This is a genomic window from Rhodovulum sp. MB263 (assembly GCF_002073975.1).
Classification (GTDB): Bacteria; Pseudomonadota; Alphaproteobacteria; order Rhodobacterales; family Rhodobacteraceae; genus Rhodovulum.
Window position 1 is genome coordinate 1,231,854 of the sequence record NZ_CP020384.1, and the last position, 21,014, is coordinate 1,252,867.

Sequence of the window (21,014 nt, forward strand, 5' to 3'; positions counted from 1 at the left end):
GAGCATCCGGTCCGGGTCGGGGCGGGGCCTGGCAGGATCGGGGCGGCGTCCCCTTTCCCGGCTTGCCGCCACCCGGCCGATTTGGTTCACTCGCGCGCATGACAAATTCCGGAAATTCCTTCTCGCGGCGCCTGTTTCTTGGCGGGCTTCTGGCCGGTCCGGCCTCTGCTGCACTTGGCGCGCCGCTCGAGCGTTCGCTGGTGCCGCGGCCTCGGCCGCAACAGGGCGACCACATCGCCGATGCCGCGCAACTTCTCGAACGGGCCGGCCTGTCGGGCAAGGTCGCCTTCGCGATTGCCGATCTCGGGACCGGGGCGCTTCTGGAGACGCACCGGCCGGAGCTGGGCCTGCCGCCGGCATCGGTCGCGAAATCGGTCACCGCGCTTTACGCGCTCGACGCGCTGGGGCCCGAATACCGCTTCACGACGCGGCTGATCGCCACCGGCCCGATCGCGGGCGGGCGGCTCGAGGGCGATCTGGTGCTGGTGGGCGGGGGCGATCCGACGCTCGATACCGACCAGCTTGGCGATCTCGCGGCACAGCTCAGGGCCAATGGCGTGGTCGAGGTCGCGGGCCGGTTCCTCTACCATGCAGGCGCATTGCCCATGGTTCCGGCGATCGATCCCGACCAGCCGCCCCAGGTGGGCTACAATCCGGCGCTTTCGGGGCTGAACCTCAATTTCAACCGGGTCCATTTCGAATGGCGCCGCGCCTCCGACGGCTATGCGGTGACGATGGATGCCCGTGCCCGGCGCCATTCGCCCGCGGTCGGCGTGGCGCGGATGCTGGTCGTCGACCGTACCACCCCGGTCTATACCTATGCCTCGAAGGGCGGCATCGACGAATGGACGGTGGCCCGTGGCGCGCTGGGCGCCGAGGGCGCGCGCTGGCTGCCGGTGCGCCGCCCCGCGCTTTACTGTGCCGAGGTGTTCCAGACCCTCGCCCGGGCGCAGGGGATCGCGCTTGGCGCGCCCGAGGTCCTGAAAGGATCGGCCGAGGCCTTCCAGATCGGCCGGATCGACAGCGCCCCGCTGTCCGAGATCCTGCACGACATGCTGAAATACTCGACCAATGTCACCGCCGAGGTGGTGGGGCTGGCCGCGACCATCGCCCGCGGCGGGCAGCCGCAGAGCCTGGCCCAGTCCGGACAGGCGATGACCGAGTGGATGGCGTCGCGGATGGGCGCGCCGAAGGCCCGCTTCGTCGATCATTCCGGGCTGGGCGAGGCCTCCCGGCTCTCGCCGCTCGACCTGGTGCGCACGCTGGCCATCGCCGCGCCCGAGGGGCAGCTCAGGCCGCTCCTGAAGGAGGTCCCGCTGCGCGATGGCTCGGGCCGGCCGCTGCCCGAGCATCCGGTCGAGGTCGTGGCCAAGACCGGCACGCTCAATTTCGTCTCGGCGCTGGCGGGATATATCGGCCGCCCTGGCGGACGGCAGATGGCCTTTGCGATCTTCTCGGCCGACGAGGAGCGGCGGGCGCGGATCAGGCCCGAGGAGATGGAGCGTCCGCCGGGCGGCCGGGCCTGGCTGACGCGGGCGCGGATGCTGCAGCACGACTTGTTGCGGCGCTGGGCCGGGACCTATGCCTGAGGCGGCTCAGACCCCGTCGGGCCGGGCGATCAGCAGCCCGGCGACGAAGCCAGCCTGATTGTGAAAGGCATCGATCCGGGCCATTTCGGCACCGGTGCAGCCCAGGAGCAGCTTGAGCTCGGCATCGTGCTTGGTCAGGTCCATCGAGGCGATGACGCCGCTGACCCGGGGCTCGGGCAGGCTGCCGCGCCACAGATCCACCCCGTCGCCGTCGATGGCGCGGGTGCCGTCGAGATAACCATAGTCGAGCGGGTAGACGATCTGGGGAAAGCGCGGATGGGCCGAGCCCTTCGGGCGGTCGAGCACGATCCGGGCGCTGGCCACGAAACGGTCGGCAAAGGGCCAGAACCGCGCGGGCAGATCGACGGGCAGACCGACCGGCACCACCGGCTAGAGCACCATGTGCCGGGCCCGCGCCGCGCGCTCGATGGCCGCGCCGGCCAGACGGTCGATATTCAGCTCGTAGCGGATTTCCTCGAGCAGCCGCAATTCGGTCTCGCCCAGCCGCCCGTCGGCCGCGGCCACGTCGCAGGCCAGCACATAGGCGGTCTCGTGCAGCTTCTCGGGCAAGGCCTCGCTGACCAGTCCGAACAGCGCGTCGAGCCCGTCATATTCGCTGAACAGGTCGAACACGGTCTGGGCCACGATCCGGATCCGGTCCTGGTCGTAGTCGGCGAAGATCGGCAGGTGATTCACCATCCGTTCGATGGTCACCAGCTCGGCGGTGCGGATGGTCTCGTCGGAGGCAGAGACCGCCACCATGATCGCGACCAGCGCGTCCTGGGCGGAAAGGGGCGTTTCGGTATCGGTCAATGGTGCCTCCGTGGATCCTGTTGCGGCGCAGAATATTGACGAGGCGAAAGGGGGGCAATAGGAGTCGGGGCCTTGCCGGGCATGGGGTCCGGCCACGAAGCGACCGGCGCAGGGTCCGGCCAGCGAAGAGAGTGCGAAACATGTCCAACCTCCGCGATGCCGCGATGAGTTCCAAGGCCTGGCCCTTCGAAGAGGCCCGGAAGCTGCTCAAGCGCGCCGAGAAGGGGGCCGCGGACAAGGGCCATATCCTGTTCGAGACCGGCTACGGTCCCTCGGGCCTGCCCCATATGGGCACGTTCGGCGAAGTGCTGCGCACGACGATGATCCGCCGCGCCTTCGAGGCGATCTCGGACATTCCGACCCGGCTGATCTGCTTTTCGGACGACATGGACGGCATGCGCAAGGTGCCCGGCAATGTTCCCAACCAGGAGCTTCTGCACGAGAACCTGCAGCGTCCGCTGACCTCGGTGCCCGACCCGTTCGGCGAATATGAGAGCTTCGGCGATCACAACAACGCCATGCTACGGCGTTTCCTCGACACTTTCGGCTTCGAATACGAGTTCTATTCGGCGACCGAGTTCTACCGCTCGGGCCGGTTCGACGACACGCTGAAGCTGGCGACCGAACGCTATGACGAGATCATGAAGGTCATGCTGAAATCGCTGCGCGACGAGCGTCAGCAGACCTATTCGATCTTCCTGCCGGTCCATCCCGAGACGGGGCGGGTGCTTTATGTGCCGATGAAGCATGTCGATGCCGCGAACCACACCGTCACCTTCGATGACGAGACCGGCCGCGAATGGACGCTGCCGGTGACGGGCGGCAACGTAAAGCTGCAGTGGAAGCCCGATTTCGGCGCGCGCTGGGCCGCGCTCGGCGTCGATTTCGAGATGTATGGCAAGGACCATTCCACCAACACGCCGATCTATGACCGGATCTGCGAGATCCTCGGCGGCAGGAAGCCCGAGCATTTCACCTATGAGCTCTTCCTCGACGAGAATGGCGAGAAGATCTCGAAATCGAAGGGCAACGGGCTGACCATCGACGAATGGCTGAGCTATGCCTCGACCGAGAGCCTGAGCTATTTCATGTACCAGAAGCCCAAGACCGCCAAGCGGCTGTGGTGGGACGTGATCCCGAAGGCGGTGGACGAGTATCATCAGCAGTTGCGCGCCTATCCGGGGCAGGAGCCGAAGGCGCAGATCGACAACCCGGTCTGGCATATCCATGGCGGCATCCCGCCCGAAAGCCGGATGGTGGTGCCCTTCGCGATGCTTCTGAACCTGGCCTCGGTGGCGGGGGCGACCGACAAGGACGGGCTGTGGGGCTTCATCAAACGCTATGCGCCCGAGGCCTCGCCCGAGACCCATCCCGACCTCGATCAGGCGGCGGCCTTCGCGGTGCGCTATTTCCATGATTTCGTGGCGCCGCATCGCCAGTTCCGCGCCCCCGATGCAAAGGAACGCGCGGCGATGGAGGATCTCGTTGCCCGGCTGAAGCTCTGGGAGGGCGGACAGGATGCCGAAGAGCTGCAAAGCCTCGTCTTCGCGGTCGGCAAGGATCACGGGTTCGACCCGTTGCGCGACTGGTTCAAGGCGCTTTACGAGGTGCTGCTGGGCGCGAGCCAGGGGCCGCGCTTCGGCGGGTTCATCGCGCTTTACGGCATCGACGAGACGGTGCGGCTGATCGAGGATGCGCTGGCGCGCGGCTGAGCCGCCCGTGATCCGATTGATTGCAGGCGTCGAGCCTTCAGGCCCGGCGCCAGGCCTTCCAGCGCCGTTTCCAGAGGCGTCCGAATGTCCCGCCGGGCTGGCTGAAGAGCTTCCTGCCCAGCTTCTGTGCCCTTGCCGCAAGTTCCGCCTGCCGGGCCGCGATCCGGGCGCAAAGCTCGGCGCGCAGTTCAGGACCGCCGGGCAGGTCGGGGCTGGCCGCGACATGGGCGCCGAGCAGCGCGAGATCGTGATGTTCTCCGAGAAGCTCCGAGAGCCGGTCGATCCGCTCCGAGCGCCGGCGCAGCCGCTCGGGCCCGAGGGGGCGCATGAGCCGGGTATGGAAGCCGTGATATCTGACGCGCTTGCGCCAGTCGTGTAGCTGGGCGTCCTTCGGTCTGCGCGCGGCGGCCCTCTGGCCGCTTCTGGCGCGGGCGAAGGTGCGTTCGAGCCCCCGCCGCAACGGCCGGAAACCATGGCCGTAAAGCGTCCAGCTCCGGGCCCGTTCGCGCAGGGCCACCATGGTTTCGCGGAAGGCGGCCAGATCGGCCTCGATATCCGTCCGCGCCATGGCGCGCGCGCGCCCCGCCAGCAGATGCGCCCGCAACGGCGCGACCCCGACCGGAAGGTCCGACAGCCGTCCGGCCGCGGCCAGACGGTCGAAGGCCTCGATCATGCTGTCGCGGTCGCGCAGGGCCGACAGCCGCCGTGCAGCGTCGCGGATCGCCGCGTTCTCGCGGGCATAGGCGGGAAAGTCGGGCCGGACCATCCGGATCAGGGCGCGCAGCTTCTTGCTGCGTTTGCGCAGCGCATGCACCTTCTCGGTAAGCCCGAGGCGCGGCGCGTCGAGCTCGGCCAGTGCCGCGTCGATTTCCTCGACCGCGATCCGCCGCAGCGCGGCTTCGGTGGTCTTGTCCGAGCGTTTCAGGCGGTAGGTCATGTCGGAAAGCGTCGTCTTCGTGAACTCGCATGGAACCGGAATGCCTCCGATGCCTAGGCGCGGATTGTGAGCCTTTTGTGACAGCGGTGGAAGCATTGCGGGCCGGGATTGGGTGGGCCGGGGCGGTCTGCTCTCACGCTGCCGCGAAAACGGGCATCAGCCGGTCAGATCGGCGGCGTCGAGCCGGAAGGCCTGCCCGAATCCGCCATTCAGATGCCCGGATTGCGGCATCAGCCGGACGAAATGGAAATCGGTGAAATCGACATAGAGCCGGGCCTTGGGCTGCTGCCTCAGATAGGTTTCGCGCAGTGCCGCCCGGTCGGCGGGGCAGGTGACGAAGACCGCGCGGGCCTGCAATGTCAGCCGCGGATGGGTCAGCGGATTGCCTTTGGGGCCCGGTTCGCCCAGCAGGAGCGAGCAGTCGGGACAGGCGCGGAGCGCCGTCGTATGCGGCGCCAGATCCGAGACCAGCGTCACCGGCAGACCGTCCGGCCCCTGCGTCAGCGCGATTCGCGTGACGAAGGGTGCGCCGTCGCGCAGCACTGCCAGCGCCGCGAACCGGGCCCCGGCGATCAGCTTGCGGGCCAGCGCCAAGGCGGTGGCATCGACCGGGCGAAACGGGTCGCTGGTCGCCATGCCGGGCTTACAGCCGGATCGTCGAGATCAGCCGCCCGTAATCGGCCTCGCCGACATGCACGCTGCGCCGGTAGGAAAAGAACCGCTCGGGGTCGGAATAGGTGCAATGCCGGGTCCAGGCCGCCTGGCCGATACCGGCGCCCCGCAGCCGCGCGAGGCTGAAGCCCGGCAGGTCGAACTGCATCCGGTCGCCATGGCCGGCGGCGAAGAACCGTGCCGAATCCGGGTCTTCGCTCAGGAAGGCGTCAAGGAAGTCGGGACCCACCTCATAGGCACGCTGGCTGATCGTGGGGCCGATCACCGCGGTCGTCTCCGCGCGCCGGGCGCCGAGCGCCTCCATCGCCTCGAGCGTGGCCTCGAGAATGCCGCCAAGCGCGCCGCGCCAGCCGGCATGGGCCGCGCCGACCACGCCGGCGCCGTGATCGGCGAAGAGAACCGGCTGGCAGTCGGCGGTCAGCACGCCCAGCGCCAGGTCGGGCTGCCGCGTTACCATCGCATCGGCGCGCAGCGGGGTTTCGGGCAGGGCCTCTATCACCGCGACAGCCGCGGAATGCACCTGGTGAACGGTGACCAGCCGGTCGTTCTTCACCCCCATCGCGCCTGCCACCCGGTTGCGGTTGATCGCCACCGCCTCGGACAGATCCGACGAGCCGCCGCCGCAATTCAGGCCCGCGAATACCCCCGAAGAGGCGCCGCCGCGGCGGGTGAAGAACCCGTGGCGGAGCGGAGCCAGCGCGTCAGAGGTGAGTATTTCCAGAGTCATGACTGCAGTCCTGGCGGATCGGGAGCGTGTGCGGGGGTGAGGGCGAGCGTCTTGAAGAGCGTTCCCATTTCCTCGGGATGGGTCAAGCGGCGATGTGCGGCGAGATGTCCTGCAAGGGCATCGCCGGCAAGGTTTCGCGCCAGAATCTCGGTTCGGGCCGCAATTCCCAGTCGTTCGAGAAAGGCGCCCTGCGGCACGGGGCCGCTGACCTGCAGGCCGGTTGCGGCCCGGGCCAGCGCCTCGAAATCGACATGCGCGGTCAGGTCGGCCTCGCCGGGATGGGCCAGGACCGGCTCGGGCCGGTGCGCGCGCAGCGCCTGCAGGGTGTCGCCAAGGCTGTGCCAGCCGCCGTAATCGACGATCAGCGTCGCGCCGCCATGGGCGGAAATCCGCGCGGCGAGGCGCGCGAGGATGGTCTCGGCGGCGGTGCAGGTCTCGACGATGTCGCCGGGCGTGGTATCGGCAAGCCGGTGATCGAGCGCGGCCAGCGGCAAGGGCGCAGACAGCCCGAGGCTCAGCCGCCCGCCGTCGAGCCCGACCAGACGCTCGCACCAGCCGGCGGCGTCGCGCTGGAACTGGCGGATCGGCAGGGCGTCGAAGAATTCGTTGGCAATCAGGAAAAGCGGCGCCTCGGGCAGCGCGTCGACGCTGTCGAGCCAGGCGATGTCCTGCTCGGGCAGGGTTGCACGCTGGCGGGCCCTGAGATGGGGCGAGGTCTCGACAAGATGCAGCCGCGCGGCGGCGTGAAACCCCGGCACGCCCCGTGTCGCGCGCCAGAGATCGGCCATCAGCGTGCCGCGCCCGGGGCCCAGCTCGGCCAGGGTGAAGGGGGCGGGCGCGCCCTGGTCGAGCCAGACCTGCGCGAGCCAGAGCCCCAGAAGCTCGCCGAACATCTGGCTGATCTCGGGGGCGGTGGTGAAATCGCCCGACAGTCCGAACGGGTCGCGGGTGCTGTAATAGCCATGTTCGGGATGCATCAGGCAATCGGTCATGAACTCGGCGATGCTGATGGGGCCGGTCGCGGCGATTCGCCGGGCGAGAAGGCGGGCGAGCGGGGTTTCGGTCATGTCCGGGGCCTTGCCGCGTGCAGGATGAGGCCGAGGCCGAACGCGATCATCGGCATAGACAGCAACTGGCCCATGGTCAGCCCGTAGCCCTGCCAGTGCAGGGCAAGCCCGAGCGGGTTGCCGGGGCCTGCGAATTGCGCATCGGGCTGGCGGAGGAACTCGACCGCGAAGCGCGCGAGCCCGTAACCGGTGAAGAAGGTTCCGGCGATCCGTCCGGGCGCCTCGAGCGCGCCGCGGGCCAGCGCGAGCCAGAGCAGGAGCCCGCCGAGCAGAAGGCCCTCCAGCCCGGCCTCGTAGAGCTGCGAGGGGTGGCGGGCGCAGGGCAGGCTGTTCCAGTCGGGGCAGTATTGCGCGGCTGCGCCCGGAAAGACGACGGCCCAGGGCAGATCCGAGGGACGGCCCCAGAGCTCGGCATTGATGAAATTCGCGATCCGTCCGAAGAAGAGGCCGATGGGCACTGCGAGCGCGAGCGCGTCCGCAGCCGGCAGAAGCGGAACGGCCTGTTTGCGGGTGAAGATCACGAGCGCGGCCATCACCCCCAGAAGGCCGCCATGGAAGGACATCCCGCCATGCCAGAGCATCGGGATCTCCCAGGGGGCCTGGAGGTATTCATGGGGCTTGTAGAACAGCACGAAGCCCAGCCTTCCGCCGAGGATCACGCCCAGCACGATCCAGGTCAGAAGCTCTTCGACCTGATCGGGGCGCATCGGCGGGCGGGATCCGGCCCAGATCCGGTCGCGGCGCATCAGCGCGACGACGAGGCGCCAGCCAAGCACGATGCCCGCGATATAGGCGAGCGCGTACCAGCGCAGCGCAAAATCGAGGCCGAAGACCGAGATCGAGAAGATCTCGGGGCTGAGGTCGGGGAAAGAGAGTACCGCTTGCATCCTGGGTCTTCTGTTCTCTGTGCGGCGCGGCGAAGTCAACCTTGAGCTTGGCGCGCCTGCGGGCCATATAGGGCGCGATTGTGAAAGCCAGTATAAAAGCCAGAGGCCGCCATGCAGACCCGCAACAAATTTCTCGACGACATGTCGAAGCTGATGACGAATGCCATGGGTGTGGCCCAGGGGGCCAAGGACGAAGCCGAGACCGCCATGAAGAGTATGCTCGACCGTTGGCTCGCCGACCGGAATTTCGTGACGCGTGAGGAATTCGACGCGGTGCGGGCGATGGCGCAGAAGGCGCGCGAGGAGAACGAGGCGCTCAAAGCCCGGATCGCGGCGCTGGAAGCGAAATAGGCGGCGCTCTGCGCGGCGGCCGCCAGGGGGCGAATTTTCGACGAAAATTCGTTCTAGGGCAAAGCGGCGCGTCCCGCCGCGGGCCTTGTCCGGTCTGCTGCCGCAGCCGGGCTTTATCCGTCTCACGGCATCGGCGGATCCTGTCTGGCATCCCGCCTTTGCCAGCCTTTGTCGGCCCGGACCCGGATCTGACATGGGGCTGTGCCCCCCGGGCGGTCCCGCTGTCCGTCTTTGCCCCTCTGGATCGTCGCGCGCCGGATAACGGGCCGCCTCTCCGCATCGGAAGATGGTCTCTTTCCCTGTCCGGTTCCGCTCGGCCGTCATCGCGATGGCGCAAGGCAACCCGCGCCGTCTGATGGGCCCGGAGGCCGTGCGCGGTCCGGCCGGCCTTCCGAGAGCTTTGGCCGGAGACCGTCCGGCAGGGATCTCTTTATCCACAGATCCCCGACGCGTTCCGGATTTCCGCGTCACGCCTGAATTGTCCACAAGATATTGCGGTCTGTCTTTCAAACTTAACAAAAATCCACTTTACAGCCTCCGGCTTTGCCCTCACCATATTTTGTAAGGAAACGGGGGTGCTCCCCCGGACCTAGAGCAAGAGCCAAAGCCTAGTGGGCCTCGGTCCAGCCTGGGCTAGACCGAAAGCGAGGCCGGGCATGAGCTATACCGAAGATTACCTGCTGAGCGACGAGATCCATCCCATCGACCTGGTCGAGACTCTCGCCTCGCATCATGACTGGGAATTCGACCGTGTCACCGATGACCAGATCGCGATGGCGGTGGTCGGCCAGTGGCGGACCTATTCGATCACCCTGGCCTGGTCGGCCTTCGACGAGACGCTGCGGCTGGTCTGCACCTTCGAGATGGAGCCCCCGCCCGAACGTCTGCCGGTGCTTTACGAGACGCTCAATGCCACCAATGACATGTGCTGGGCCGGAGCCTTCACCTTCTGGCACGATCAGCGGCTCATGGTCTGGCGCCACGGGCTGATGCTGTCGGGCGGGCAGACCGCAAGCCCGGAGCAGATCGACCAGCTGATCCAGGCGGCGGTGTCCTCCTGCGAGCGCTTCTACCCGGCCTTCCAGCTGGTGGTCTGGGCCGACCGCACGCCCGCCAATGCCCTGCAGGTCGCCATTGCGGATGCCTACGGGCGCGCCTAACCTCCGGCCCCGACAGGCAGAAGGGGCATATCATGGAATTCGACGACCTTTCCGCCCGGGGGCTGGTGCTTCTGGGCTGCGGCAAGATGGGATCGGCGCTGCTCGAGGGCTGGCTGAAGCGCGGCCTGCCCGCAGGTGCGGTCTGGGTGCTCGATCCGCACCCCTCCGACTGGCTGCGCGCACGGGCCGCCGAGGGGCTTCATCTCAACGAGGATCTGCCCGGGGCGCCCGCGCTGGTGCTGCTTGCGGTCAAGCCGCAGCTGATGGACGAGGCGCTGCCGCAGGTGGCGGGCTTTGCCGATGGGCGCACGCTGTTCGTCTCGATCGCGGCGGGCAAGACGCTTGGCTATTTCTCCGACCGGCTGGGCGCCGGGGCACCGGTGGTGCGGACCATCCCGAACACCCCCGCCGCCGTCGGGCGCGGCATCACCGCTCTGATCGGCAACGCCAAGGTCGACGAGGCGGGGCTGGCGCTGGCCGAGACGCTTCTGTCGGCCGTGGGGCAGACGGTGCGGCTTGACGATGAAAGCCAGATGGATGCGGTCACGGCCGTTTCGGGCTCCGGGCCCGCCTATGTGTTCCACCTGATCGAGACCCTGGCCAAGGCGGGCGAGGCCGCGGGCCTGCCGCCGGAAATGGCGATGAAACTGGCCAAGGCCACGGTCGCGGGGGCGGGGCAACTGGCCGAGGAGGCCGCCGAGGACCCCGCACAGTTGCGCATCAACGTCACCTCGCCGGGCGGCACGACGGCGGCGGCGCTGGCGGTGCTGATGGACCCCGAGACCGGCTTTCCGTCGCTTCTGGAAAAGGCGGTCGCGGCCGCGACGGCACGCGGCAGGGAACTGGGCGCATGAGCGAGATTTCCTTCGACGATTTTCTCAAGGTCGATATCCGGGTGGGGCAGATCAGCCGGGCAGAGCCCTATCCCGAGGCGCGCAAGCCCGCGATCCGGCTCTGGGTCGATTTCGGCCCAGAGATCGGCGAGAAGAAAAGCTCGGCCCAGATCACCGCGCATTACGCGCCCGAGGACCTGCCGGGCCGCCGCGTGCTGGGGGTGGTCAATTTCCCGCCGCGCCAGATCGGCAAGGTCCGCTCCGAGGTGCTGGTGCTCGGTCTGCCCGACGAGAATGGCGAGGTGGTGCTGATCGTGCCCGACAAGGACGTGCCTCTGGGCGGGCGGCTGTTCTGATGGCGAAGATCCTCGTCACCCGCCCGATGCCCGAGATGGTCGTCGAGGCGGCCCGGCCCCTGGGCGAGACCGAGTTCCGGCAATCGACGCAGCCGCTGTCGCCGGACGAGCTGCGCGCGGCGCTCACGGGCTATGACATCGTGCTGCCGACGCTGGGCGATGCCTTCTCGGCCGCGGTCTTCGCCGATGTGCCCGTGCCGCGGGCGCGTCTGCTGGCCAATTTCGGCGTCGGCTTCAACCATATCGACGTGGCGGCGGCGCGGTCGGTCGGAGTGGCTGTGACCAACACGCCCGGCGCCGTGACCGATGCGACCGCCGATATCGGCATGATGCTGATCCTGATGAGCTGCCGCCGCGCAGGCGAGGGCGAGCGGCTGGTGCGCGCGGGTCGCTGGCAGGGCTGGCATCCGACGCAGATGCTGGGGCTGCATGTGACCGGCCGGACGGTCGGCATTCTCGGCATGGGCAATATCGGGCAGGCCATTGCCCGGCGCTGTCATTTCGGCTTCGGCATGGAGGTTCTCTATCACAGCCGCAGCCCGAAGGTGCTGGATTTTCCGGCCCGGGCGCTGGGCAGCCCCGAGGCGCTGGCGGCCGAGGTCGATATCCTCGTCTCGGCGGTGCCGGGCGGGGCCGCGACCCGGCATCTGATCGGGGCCGGCGTGCTGGCGGCGATGAAGCCCACCGCGCATCTCGTGAACATCTCGCGCGGCGAGGTGGTCGACGAGGCGGCGCTGATCGCGGCGCTCGAGGCGGGCAAGATCGCGGGGGCGGGACTTGATGTCTACGAATTCGAACCCGAGGTGCCCGAGGCGCTGCGGGGCCGCGAGAACGTGACGCTTCTGCCCCATCTCGGCACCGCGACGCTGGAGGTCAGAACCGCCATGGGGCTGATGGCGGTCGAGAATATCCGCGCCCATCTGGACGGCCGGCCGCTGCCCGATCCGGTCGGCTGAGCGGTCGGGGCTCAGCCCGCCAGATGGCGGATGAGCCCGCGCGAGGCGTCCTCGACCAGATCGAGCACCAGATCGAAGCTGCCGTCGTAATAGGGGTCGGGCAGCTCGTCGCGGTCGGCTTCGGCAAAGTCGAGGAACAGACTGACCGGCGTTTCGCTGTCGATCGGGCGCATCCGCTCCAGCGCGGTGAGGTTCGAGCGGTCCATCGCGAGGATCAGATCGTAGGTGGCGAAATCGGCGGCCCTGACCTGGCAGGCGCGCAGCCGTGTCAGGTCGTAGCCACGCCCGGCCGCGGCGCGGATCGCGCGCGGGTCGGGCGGATCGCCCACATGCCAGCCCCCCGTTCCCGCGCTTTCGACCTCGACATCGAGGCCCTCGGCCCGGGCCAGGGTCTGGAACACCGCATGCGCGGTCGGCGAGCGGCAGATATTGCCGAGACAGACGAAAAGGATTCGGGTGGTCATGGCGGCCTCCTTTTGCTCTGAGGGATAGCGGAGGTAGGCCTGATGACCAAGATCGTGATTCTCACCGGGGCCGGGATCTCGGCCGAAAGCGGGCTTGGCACGTTCCGCGACGTGGACGGGCTCTGGACCCGCTACGACCTGAACGATGTGGCGACGCCCGAGGGCTTTGCCCGCGATCCGGGGCTGGTGATGCAGTTCTACAATGCGCGGCGCCGGAATGCGGCCGAGGCGGCGCCGAACCCGGCGCATCTGGCTCTGGCCCGGCTCGAGGCGGCGCTGCCGCCCGGATCGGTCCGGATCGTGACCCAGAATGTCGACGATCTTCATGAGCGCGCCGGAAGCCGCGCGGTCTGGCACATGCATGGCGAACTGGCACGGGCGCGCTGCACGGCCTGCGGCGCGGGCTGGCAGGCGCCGGCCGAGATGCGGGTGGCGGATGCCTGCCCGTCCTGCGGCGCGCCCGCGACCCGGCCCGACATCGTCTGGTTCGGCGAGATGCCCTATCACATGGAAGAGATCTGGGAGGCGCTGCGCGTGGCCGATCTGTTCGTGGCGATCGGCACCTCGGGCAGCGTCTATCCGGCGGCGGCCTTCGTGCAGGATGCGGCAAGGGCCGGGGCCGGAACGCTCGAGCTGAACCTCGAGCCCTCCGAGACGGCCGGCTATTTCGACCGGGTCCGGCACGGGCCCGCCTCGGAGATCGTGCCGGGCTGGGTCGAGGACTATCTCGGCGCCCGGGGCTGAGGATGGATGGGCCGGAGGCCGGATGGCCCCCGGCGCCCCGAGCGGCCTATTGCGCCATGTGGCCCTTCATCGGCATGTCTGCGCCGTTGCCGGCATGGCCGCCCACCGACGGACGGACCTTCTCGACCGGGGCCTGGATCTTGAGCTTGCCGGCCCTCTCGAAGGTCAGGGTCAGATCGACCATGTCGCCCGGGTTCAGTGGACGGGTCAGGCCGAGCAGCATGACATGATCGCCGCCGCGGCGCAGCTCGTGCCGGCCATGGGCGGGCAGCGGGAAGCCCTCCTCGACCTCGATCATCCGCATCACGCCATTGGCATCCGAGACATGGGTGTGCAGCTCGACCCGCTCGGCGGCGTCGGAAGAGGCGGCGATCAGCCGGTCGTCCTCGGCGCCGTTGTTGACGAGGGTCATGAAGGCGGCGCCCGATTGCGCCATCGGCGAGGAGACGCGGGCATAGGCGCCCTCGACGACGATATCTCCGGCCATGGCGGGCAGGGCGGAGGCGAGCGCGATCAGGCCCGCATAGAGAGTGGTTTTCAGGGACATTTCTGGCCTCCTGGTCCTTGGCTGTCTGGAAGGGTCTTCGGGGGTCAGGCGATGCGACCGGGAGGGGCGCGCGAGCGGGGCCGCGGTGGGCGGCATCCGCAGGGAGCGGGCCGCCGGGCCGGGCGGCGCAGCGGCCGGGCGCGGAGCAGGCGGAGCGGCAGGGCTGGGGGCGCGGGGGCAAGGGCTGCCAGCGCCGCGAGCCCGTCGGGGCAGATATGCGGCGGTCCGATCGGCTGCCCGGTCGCGTCGATCTCTATGGCCTGCAGGCCGAAGCCGGTGCAGAGCAGGAACCGGTCGACCGGGCGCGGCGCCGTGCGTGCCGCCGCGAGGCTCAGCGAGGTGAGCGCGAGCAGCAGTGCGAGGCAGAGGCCGAGGAGAGAGCGGAGCCCGGTCATGGCGCGAGTCTAGAGCGGTTCGAGACCGGGGGCGAGCCGGTTTCGTGCCGGGCAGCGGGCGGGCGCTCCCGCCTCCAGCCTGCACGGGGCTGGCGCCCCGCTTGGCCCGAGTTGGGCCGGGCCGCGCGCAGGCGCGCGGCGCCTCCGGCGGGGGTATTGGTGCCAAGAAGAAGGGGCGCATGCAAAAGGCCCCGCGCAAGCGGGGCCGTCGGACTGTTTGCACAAGAAGGGTAGGCCGGGCCGGATCAGGCGGTGGCCTGGGCCTTCTCGATGTCTTTCTTGACCTTGAGGGCCTTTTCGGAAAGCTCTGCTTCGCTGGCCTTTGCCAGGAAGTTGTCCAGGCCGCCGCGGTGGTCGACGGTGCGCAGGCCCGCGGCCGAGACGCGGAACTTGAAGGACCGGCCCAGGACGTCGGAGATCAGGGTCACCTCGTTGAGGTTCGGCAGGAACCGGCGCCTGGTCTTGTTATGGGCGTGGCTGACATTGTTGCCGGTCATCGGCCCTTTGCCGGTCAGTTCGCAGACGCGCGACATGGTTGTTTTCCTCGTTTCGATAAAGCGACAGACGCCGCAAAGGCAGCGCCGGGAATTCTGTCCGGGCTGAATAGGGGGAAGAAGGGGCGAGGTCAAGCGATTCATCCCGAGGCAGGGAAGGGGGGCCTGTGCGGGAATGGGAGGCTTGGCGCGATGAGGCGGGGTATGGAAGCGGGGTGGGATGGTCTGGGGAGCAGCGATCCTCCGGTCAGGGCAAAGCGCGATCCTGTCATCGCCGGTTTGGGGCTGGAAAATGACCCCGGTCACGCCAGATCCGGGCTTCGACGCCCGCGCTGTCGGCTCTTGGGGCGAGCTGTGTGGCTTGTGCAGCGGCCTCGCGGTGGATCATCTGGAACGGAGGTCTGCCCGGCGGGTGGCGAGGGCCGGGACGGTCGGGGTCGCGGGGGCGGCGCCTGTCATGCGCCAGTCGGGGACCGGGTGGCTTGGCAAAGCGGCCCATGGAACCGGCGTGCCGAGGCGGCGGGTTATGAGGCCGATCCTGTGGCCGCAGCCCGGGCAGAAGTTCGGGTCGGTCCATGCTGGTCTTGGTCATCGGGCTCTCGGTATGGCCTGGGGTGACGCTTCGAGACGCCATCTTAATCCTGCAGCTCGAGGACCTCCCTGGATCACACCGCCAGCGGCGTCGACATGACACCAGCTCCCCGGACAGGAACGACCAGGGCCGTTGGCGATCTGGTTTGGTTCCGAGATGGAGTGGCGGGGCAGGTGGCCGGGGCAAACAGGGGCATCCAGAGGCTTTTTCCGAATCTGAAGGGGCAGGAAACGGTCCGGGGGGCCATTTCCCTGACGACTGCGATCCGGACATGTCTGAGCTTGAGGGGCCTGTTCGGCCCGGTCGCGCGCCTGATCCGGATGACCGGGCTCGACCGGCCAGGTCCTGACTGTTCGTCGCCGTGCCAACGCCAGGCACTTCTCGCAGTGCAGCCTCCATGCCGCTGCTTCTGTCAACCCTTGAACCTGTTGATCGACAATGAGCTATTGCCCGCCATTGGTGCGAGGCAATGCCGGATGGCATCCCCTTCCGCAGCGATGGAGACTGGACCGCACGCAAGCACGGCGCGATGCGCCGGCGCGAAGGACGCAAGCTTCATCTCCAGATGAACACCGCCACCGGCGACATCCGCGCAGCCGAGGTCCCCTCGCGCGGTCAGGACGACAGCCCATTCGCCGGAAAAAGGATCCGCCGGATCGTCTCCCGATCGTTCTCATTGCGGGGGCGGCTCTCTCAGATCCCGCGCGGAGAGGAAATCGATACCGTCACCGCCGACGGGGGATATGCCGTTGCCATGCGGCCATCCCCGAGGGTGATGCAGAACCGGCCTGAGCGTTCCTCCGGATCCCGGACCGGGAGTCGAAGTGCTTACAAAGCGAAGGCCTCCTTATGAGCAGACAGCCTCCGCCGTTTCACCGGCGGGTTCAAGGATCAGGCCGTTTCGCGTCGGTCAGAGCTCGGCGCCGCCCAGACCGGCATCGCGCGCGACCCCGGGCGTGACGCCGTCGCGGCTGAAAAGCTGGCGGCTTGACTTGAACGCGTGGCCGCTGGTTCGGCCGGGGCAATCCGGCGGCAGCAGGTCGAGACCGCGGAACTGATCGAGCTGCGCGGCGAGAACCGGCGCCTGAAGGAAGAGGGGGATGCGATGCGGACAGGTGAACAGGCGAGCGGCATGCGTTCGAGTGAGCCTGTGACCGCTTTTCGCGCCTTGGGCGGCGAAGCCATGAAGGACAAGCTCGCCTTCATCGCGGACCATCTCGGCGAACACGGCGTCGGCCTCATCTGGCAGGTGCTCTCGGCCAGCACGAGCTGGTTCCCCCCTTGGTGCGCCGCCGCCCCGAAAAGAGCGCTGCGCCATGCCGCGCGGGACAGTCTTCTTCCCGGGATATGTGCGATCTTCGAGGCGCTCCGCGGGCGCTACAGGGCACCCCGCGGTTGCCTTTGTCCGCCATTGGTCCGAGCGGCAATGGCGAGTGGCATCGGCCAGCAAGGCGCGGTCGGCCGCGTTCCGCGGACAACCGCCAGCCGGCACAACCTCGGCATCGCGCCGAACTTGCCGAAGCGGAATATCAGGGCTGCGGAGCCGGACAGGATCTGGCTGGCCGACATCAGCGAGGTGCCGGCTGACGAGGGCTGGCTCTATCTGGTCGGGGTCGAGGACATGGCGGGGATGAAGATCGTAGGGGGGCGATGTCAGAGCAGCTGAAAATCAGGCTGGCCCTCGATGCGATGGGCATGGCGCTGCAGAACCGGCGGCCGGTACCGGGGTTGATCTGGCATTCGGATCGCGGGGTCCAGTGCGCGGCCAGTGACTGCAGGCGGCGTCTGGAGACCCGCAAAGCCGACGCGTCGATGCGCCGGAAAGGCAAGTGGCTGGATAACGCTCCCATGGAGAGCTTCTGCGCATCGCTCAAGAACGAGCTGGTCGACCGCATCAGGGGCCGGATGCGCCAGGAGACGAAGGCCGCTCTGTCCGAGCAGATTGCCATCCTCTGCAATCGACACCGTCGTCACCCTAGCACCGGCGACCGGACGCCGGATCAGGCAAGGATCGACACGGGTCCCGTGATGGCCGCAGTGAATATCAGCCCAGTCCGGGATGAAGGGGCAAGCTCGGAGAGTTCATTGCGGCTTAAGCTGCAACCGCCTGAATGTCCGGTGAAACGGGGGCAAGACCAGACATTCATCCCCTCGACTGATAGCTACACCGAGCTCCAGCGGATTGGTGTCGAAGAGAAGATGGCGGCAGACCCCGGCGGCAAAAGAGAAAATCTTGTCCGTTCATGGTGGTGAAAGCCATCCCGGATTCAATAGCTTCCCGCATCGACCCTGCGACTGCATAGATGCGGGCATGATCGTGTGAAGTCCTTCACCGGCGACCGCAACCGGCCACCAGTGCCCGACAGTATGGAAGGGACGCCCCGGCAGGGCGGCCCTTCGGGTTTGAGGGGTGAGGTGACAGGCTCAGCTGCGCCCGGCCAGAAGCGGCAGGGTCATCGCCCGGGCATAGTCGCGGGCCTCGGCCAGGGCCGGGTCGTAGCTGGCGCGGACCTTGGCCACATCGGCATGCTCGGCGGCCAGCGCATCCTGGACCTCGTTCCAGGCATCGCGCTGGGCGGTGATGACTTCCTCGGGGAAGTTGAGGAAGCGCACGCCCTGCGCCTTGAGCTCGGCCAGCGACTTGGCGTTGAAATGGTCGAACTGGCCCTGCACCTCATAGGCGGCGGCCAGCGCCGCGGCCTCGCAGATCGCCTGCAGATCGGGCGTCAGCTCGTCCCAGGCATCCTGGTTGAACACGACGGCCAGCCCGGCGCCCGGCTCGGTGAAGGCGGGCAGGTAGCAGATATCGGTGATCTTCTGCAGCCCGAAGGCCTGGTCGAGATGGGGTGAGACCCATTCGGCCGCGTCGATGGCGCCCGATTGCAGCGCCTGGAAGATCTCGGCCGGCGGCATCAGCACCGCATTGACGCCGAGCTTGCGGAACACCTCGCCGCCGAGCCCGGCGATGCGCATGTTCAGGCCCTTGAGATCCTCGACGCTTTCGATCGGCTTCCTGAACCAGCCGGCAGACTGCGTGTTCGAGTTGCCGGAATAGAGAGGCTTGAGATTGCGCTGGGCATAGATCTCGTCCCAGACCTCCTGACCGCCGCCCCAGCGCAGCCAGGCCATGTGCTCGGCCGAGGTCATGCCGAAGGGCACACCGGTGAACCAGTGCAGGGCGGGGTTCTTGCCCGCAGCGTAATAGGTCGGCCCATGCCCGACGGGCGCGTTGCCGGCCTGCACCGCATCCTCGACGCCGAAGGCCGGCACCAGCTCGCCCGCGCCATAGACGGTGAAGCTCAGCCGGCCATCCGACATCGCGGCCACGCGCGCGGCGAAATTGGTGACATTGGTGCCCACGGCGGGGGCCATCTTGGGAAAGGCGGTGGGCAGTTTCCAGTGGATCTTGCCCGAGGCGAGTACGGGGCTGGCCAGCGTGCCGGCCGCGGCGACGCCGGCGCCCGTTTTCAGGAAGGTTCTGCGGTGCATCATGTCCTCTTGCGTTGCGCCTACCGGAATATCGTCTGCGGCAGCCAGGTCGCAAGCTCGGGCAGGGCGACCAGGACGCCGAGGGCCACGAGCTGCAATGCCACGAAGGGCAATACGCCGCGATAGGTGTCGAGCGTGGTGATGTCGGGCGGCGCGACCGAGCGGAAATAGAACAGCGCGAAGCCGAAAGGCGGGGTCAGGAAGGAGGTTTGCAGGTTCATCGCGATCAGGATCGCGAACCAGACCGGCGAGATGTCCGAGCCAAGGATCGGCGGGCCCAGCAGCGGGACCACGATATAGATGATCTCGACCGCCTCGAGGATGAAGCCCAGGACGAAGATCACCGCCATCACCAGGAAGATCGCGGTCATGCCGCCGCCGGGCAGGCCTGCCATGAGCTCCTCGACGAGATGATCGCCGCCGAAGCCGCGGAAGACAAGCGACAGCAGCGAGGCCGCGACCACGATGCCGAAGACCATGCCCGAGATCCGGATGGTATCGCTCAGCGCGCCCTGCAAAAGGCCCGCGCGCCAGGTCCGGAGGCCCGCCATCAGCGTGCCCGTCGCGATCAGGATCGCGGCGCCAAGCGCCAGCAGGCCCGGCAGGGTGCCGAGGGCTGCGCGGCCGAGCCCGGCCATGCCCATCCCGACAAGAAGAAGCGCCGCAAGCCCCGCAGAGGCGATCAGTCCGCGCCCGAACGCGCTGCCCCCGGCCCGCTGCGCGGCCATCAGCAACGCCCCGACCGCGCCGAGTGCCGCTGCCTCGGTCGTGGTGGCGACGCCGGCGAGGATCGAGCCCAGCACCGCGAGGATCAGCAGGACCGGCGGCAGGAAGGTGAACAGGATTTCCGAGACGGGCACCGCTTCGCGGGGCGCGCGCGGCTCGGGCGCGGGGCCGAGCCGCAGCGCGACATAGACGGCATAGATCGCGACCAGCATCAGCCCGGGCAGCAGCGCACCCGCGAAGAGATCGCCGACCGAGACCGGGTCGGGCGCGAAATTGCCCGCCGCCTGCTGCGCCTCGAGATAGACATTGCCGATCTGGTCGCCCAGCAGCACCAGGATGATCGAGGGCGGGATCACCTGACCGAGCGTGCCGGAGGCACAGATCAGCCCCGCCGCCAGCCGCTTGTCGATCCCGGCCGAGCGCATCGCGGGCAGAGAGATCAGCACCAGCATGACCACCGTCGCCCCGATGATGCCGGTCGAGGCCGCTATCAGCGCCGAGAAGGCCAGCACGCTCAGCCCCATGCCGCGCGGCGAGCCGCGTGTCAGGCGGCCGAGCACGCCCAGCATGCGCTCGGCAAGCTGCGCGCGTTCGAGCAGCACCCCCATCAGCACGAAGAGCGGCACCGCCATCAGCAGCCGGTTCGACATCACGCCCCAGACCCGGCCCGGGAAGAAGTTGAGGAAACTCAGGTCGAACAGCCCGAAGGCCGAGGCGATCAGCGCGGTCACGAGCGGCACGCCCGCGATCGCCAGCATCGCCGGGATGCCGCTGAGAATGCCGCCGAACAGCCCGAGCAGCAGCGCCAGCAGCACGCCTTCCTGCCCCGTCATAGGGTCTCCTGCATGTCTTTGCCTCGCTCGGCCGGTTTCACGATCATCGCGATCCCCTGCAGGATCATCAGCGTCGAGGCCAGCGGCAGGGTCGATTTGACGATGAAGAGCCCGTCCAGACCGCCGGTCTCGATCGCGCCCTCGCGGATCGACCAGGAATAGGAGAGATCGGGCCAGAATGCCCGGATCATCAGCCCGAAAACCGGGATCAGGAAGACCAGCACGGCGACGATGTCGGCAATGCGGATATAGCGCGGCGACAGCCGTTCGGAGAAGACCTCGACCCGGACATGGCCGCCGCGCGCCAGCGTGACCGGAATGCTGAAGACCAGAAGGCTCGCGAAGGCATAATCGGCGGCGTTCTGGAACTGGATCGAGCCGGTGCCGAAGCCGTAGCGCAGGATCACGATGGCCAGGGTCGACCCGGTCAGGAACAGGGCCGCCGCCACGCAATAGGCCAGCGTGGCACGGTCGAGCCAGTTGCAGAGCCTGAGATAGGCGGTGAGGGGCGCGGCGCGTTTCATTGGTCCGGGGCCTTGCCACAGTCGGGGCCGAACCGCAATTGGCGATCTGGACAGGACGGGGCGAAGCAGGTCCTGCCCGGGCCGGTGGCGCAAGTTCGGCCGAAGAACTTGCCCCTATGACAATATACCGTCTGGCGGCGGGCTGG

At 68.2% G+C, this 21,014-nt stretch carries 24 protein-coding genes and 1 pseudogene; 11 read left to right on the plus strand and 14 right to left on the minus strand.

What is annotated here, in order from left to right; all coding sequences use genetic code 11:
* The first annotated feature begins 98 nt into the window (after positions 1-98).
* Positions 99-1,589, plus strand: coding sequence for a D-alanyl-D-alanine carboxypeptidase/D-alanyl-D-alanine-endopeptidase (gene dacB / locus B5V46_RS05890; RefSeq protein WP_080615730.1), 1,491 nt, complete (start codon positions 99-101; stop codon positions 1,587-1,589).
* A gap of 6 nt (positions 1,590-1,595) precedes the next feature.
* Here the strand turns inward: dacB and B5V46_RS05895 are convergent, their stop codons facing one another.
* The gene (locus tag B5V46_RS05895) at positions 1,596-1,976 is read right to left on the minus strand and encodes a hypothetical protein (RefSeq protein ID WP_196774359.1); all 381 of its coding nucleotides are present in this window, start codon (positions 1,974-1,976) and stop codon (positions 1,596-1,598) included.
* Between the two features lie 3 nt (positions 1,977-1,979).
* Complete coding sequence (locus B5V46_RS05900; RefSeq protein WP_369822837.1) at positions 1,980-2,351, minus strand: tellurite resistance TerB family protein; 372 nt, start codon at positions 2,349-2,351, stop codon at positions 1,980-1,982.
* 191 nt (positions 2,352-2,542) lie between these two features.
* Here B5V46_RS05900 and B5V46_RS05905 point away from each other — a divergent pair, with 191 nt between their 5' ends.
* Positions 2,543-4,114, plus strand: coding sequence for a lysine--tRNA ligase (locus tag B5V46_RS05905; RefSeq protein ID WP_080615732.1), 1,572 nt, complete (start codon positions 2,543-2,545; stop codon positions 4,112-4,114).
* 37 nt (positions 4,115-4,151) lie between these two features.
* Here the strand turns inward: B5V46_RS05905 and B5V46_RS05910 are convergent, their stop codons facing one another.
* The 5 genes from B5V46_RS05910 to lgt form a co-directional block, all read right to left on the minus strand.
* Positions 4,152-5,051, minus strand: a complete 900-nt coding sequence (locus B5V46_RS05910; RefSeq protein ID WP_196774360.1) for a CHAD domain-containing protein — start codon at positions 5,049-5,051, stop codon at positions 4,152-4,154.
* A gap of 156 nt (positions 5,052-5,207) precedes the next feature.
* The gene (locus B5V46_RS05915; RefSeq protein WP_080615734.1) at positions 5,208-5,687 is read right to left on the minus strand and encodes a HugZ family protein; all 480 of its coding nucleotides are present in this window, start codon (positions 5,685-5,687) and stop codon (positions 5,208-5,210) included.
* A gap of 7 nt (positions 5,688-5,694) precedes the next feature.
* Positions 5,695-6,450, minus strand: coding sequence for a peptidoglycan editing factor PgeF (pgeF, locus tag B5V46_RS05920; RefSeq protein ID WP_080615735.1), 756 nt, complete (start codon positions 6,448-6,450; stop codon positions 5,695-5,697).
* Positions 6,447-7,517, minus strand: coding sequence for a class I SAM-dependent methyltransferase (locus B5V46_RS05925; protein WP_080615736.1), 1,071 nt, complete (start codon positions 7,515-7,517; stop codon positions 6,447-6,449). Before B5V46_RS05925 ends, pgeF begins: the two co-directional genes overlap by 4 nt.
* On the minus strand, positions 7,514-8,404 hold the full coding sequence (lgt, locus tag B5V46_RS05930) for a prolipoprotein diacylglyceryl transferase (protein ID WP_080615737.1): 891 nt from the start codon (positions 8,402-8,404) through the stop codon (positions 7,514-7,516). Before lgt ends, B5V46_RS05925 begins: the two co-directional genes overlap by 4 nt.
* 111 nt (positions 8,405-8,515) lie before the next feature.
* On the opposite strand from lgt, the gene B5V46_RS05935 reads away from it, so the two are divergent.
* From B5V46_RS05935 to B5V46_RS05955, 5 genes are all read left to right on the plus strand, one after another.
* Positions 8,516-8,755 carry an accessory factor UbiK family protein gene (locus B5V46_RS05935; RefSeq protein WP_075785043.1) on the plus strand — a complete coding sequence of 80 codons (240 nt, stop codon included), beginning with the start codon at positions 8,516-8,518 and terminating at the stop codon, positions 8,753-8,755.
* A gap of 656 nt (positions 8,756-9,411) precedes the next feature.
* On the plus strand, positions 9,412-9,915 hold the full coding sequence (locus B5V46_RS05940) for a YbjN domain-containing protein (RefSeq protein ID WP_080615738.1): 504 nt from the start codon (positions 9,412-9,414) through the stop codon (positions 9,913-9,915).
* Between the two features lie 32 nt (positions 9,916-9,947).
* Positions 9,948-10,769, plus strand: coding sequence for a pyrroline-5-carboxylate reductase (gene proC, locus B5V46_RS05945; RefSeq protein WP_080615739.1), 822 nt, complete (start codon positions 9,948-9,950; stop codon positions 10,767-10,769).
* On the plus strand, positions 10,766-11,104 hold the full coding sequence (locus tag B5V46_RS05950) for a tRNA-binding protein (protein WP_080615740.1): 339 nt from the start codon (positions 10,766-10,768) through the stop codon (positions 11,102-11,104). Before proC ends, B5V46_RS05950 begins: the two co-directional genes overlap by 4 nt.
* The gene (locus tag B5V46_RS05955) at positions 11,104-12,060 is read left to right on the plus strand and encodes a D-glycerate dehydrogenase (RefSeq protein ID WP_080615741.1); all 957 of its coding nucleotides are present in this window, start codon (positions 11,104-11,106) and stop codon (positions 12,058-12,060) included. The genes B5V46_RS05950 and B5V46_RS05955 overlap by 1 nt, the downstream gene beginning before the upstream one ends.
* Before the next feature lie 11 nt (positions 12,061-12,071).
* Here the strand turns inward: B5V46_RS05955 and B5V46_RS05960 are convergent, their stop codons facing one another.
* On the minus strand, positions 12,072-12,524 hold the full coding sequence (locus tag B5V46_RS05960) for a low molecular weight protein-tyrosine-phosphatase (protein WP_080615742.1): 453 nt from the start codon (positions 12,522-12,524) through the stop codon (positions 12,072-12,074).
* A 42-nt stretch (positions 12,525-12,566) separates the two neighbouring features.
* Between B5V46_RS05960 and B5V46_RS05965 the strand changes: the two genes are divergently transcribed.
* A complete protein-coding gene (locus B5V46_RS05965) occupies positions 12,567-13,268 on the plus strand; it encodes an NAD-dependent deacylase (protein WP_080615743.1) in 702 nt (233 codons plus the stop codon).
* A gap of 46 nt (positions 13,269-13,314) precedes the next feature.
* Here B5V46_RS05965 and B5V46_RS05970 read toward each other — a convergent pair whose 3' ends face one another.
* The 3 genes from B5V46_RS05970 to rpmB all read right to left on the minus strand — a co-directional run bounded on the left by B5V46_RS05970 (position 13,315) and on the right by rpmB (position 14,743).
* Entirely contained in the window at positions 13,315-13,815 is a 501-nt protein-coding gene (locus tag B5V46_RS05970; RefSeq protein WP_080615744.1) for a copper chaperone PCu(A)C, read from the minus strand.
* 44 nt (positions 13,816-13,859) lie between these two features.
* Complete coding sequence (locus B5V46_RS05975; protein ID WP_080615745.1) at positions 13,860-14,210, minus strand: hypothetical protein; 351 nt, start codon at positions 14,208-14,210, stop codon at positions 13,860-13,862.
* Between the two features lie 245 nt (positions 14,211-14,455).
* Positions 14,456-14,743: a 50S ribosomal protein L28 gene (gene rpmB / locus B5V46_RS05980; protein ID WP_080615746.1), complete on the minus strand. Its 288-nt coding sequence runs from the start codon at positions 14,741-14,743 to the stop codon at positions 14,456-14,458.
* A 679-nt stretch (positions 14,744-15,422) separates the two neighbouring features.
* Here rpmB and B5V46_RS20440 point away from each other — a divergent pair.
* The 3 genes and pseudogenes from B5V46_RS20440 to B5V46_RS05995 all read left to right on the plus strand — a co-directional run.
* Positions 15,423-16,041: pseudogene (locus B5V46_RS20440) on the plus strand (transposase); the annotation flags it as partial.
* Positions 16,042-16,296: 255 nt separating this feature from the next.
* A complete protein-coding gene (locus B5V46_RS05990; protein ID WP_080615748.1) occupies positions 16,297-16,962 on the plus strand; it encodes a hypothetical protein in 666 nt (221 codons plus the stop codon).
* Positions 16,947-17,549, plus strand: a complete 603-nt coding sequence (locus B5V46_RS05995; protein ID WP_080615749.1) for a hypothetical protein — start codon at positions 16,947-16,949, stop codon at positions 17,547-17,549. Before B5V46_RS05990 ends, B5V46_RS05995 begins: the two co-directional genes overlap by 16 nt.
* A 171-nt stretch (positions 17,550-17,720) precedes the next feature.
* On the opposite strand, the gene B5V46_RS06000 is transcribed toward B5V46_RS05995, so the two are convergent.
* From B5V46_RS06000 to B5V46_RS06010, 3 genes are read right to left on the minus strand one after another with little or no spacing between them, the layout of a single operon-like run.
* A complete protein-coding gene (locus B5V46_RS06000; RefSeq protein ID WP_231119251.1) occupies positions 17,721-18,788 on the minus strand; it encodes a TRAP transporter substrate-binding protein in 1,068 nt (355 codons plus the stop codon).
* A gap of 17 nt (positions 18,789-18,805) precedes the next feature.
* Positions 18,806-20,344: a TRAP transporter large permease subunit gene (locus B5V46_RS06005; RefSeq protein ID WP_080615751.1), complete on the minus strand. Its 1,539-nt coding sequence runs from the start codon at positions 20,342-20,344 to the stop codon at positions 18,806-18,808.
* The gene (locus tag B5V46_RS06010) at positions 20,341-20,868 is read right to left on the minus strand and encodes a TRAP transporter small permease subunit (RefSeq protein ID WP_080615752.1); all 528 of its coding nucleotides are present in this window, start codon (positions 20,866-20,868) and stop codon (positions 20,341-20,343) included. The genes B5V46_RS06005 and B5V46_RS06010 overlap by 4 nt, the downstream gene beginning before the upstream one ends.
* Between the last annotated feature and the right edge of the window lie 146 nt (positions 20,869-21,014).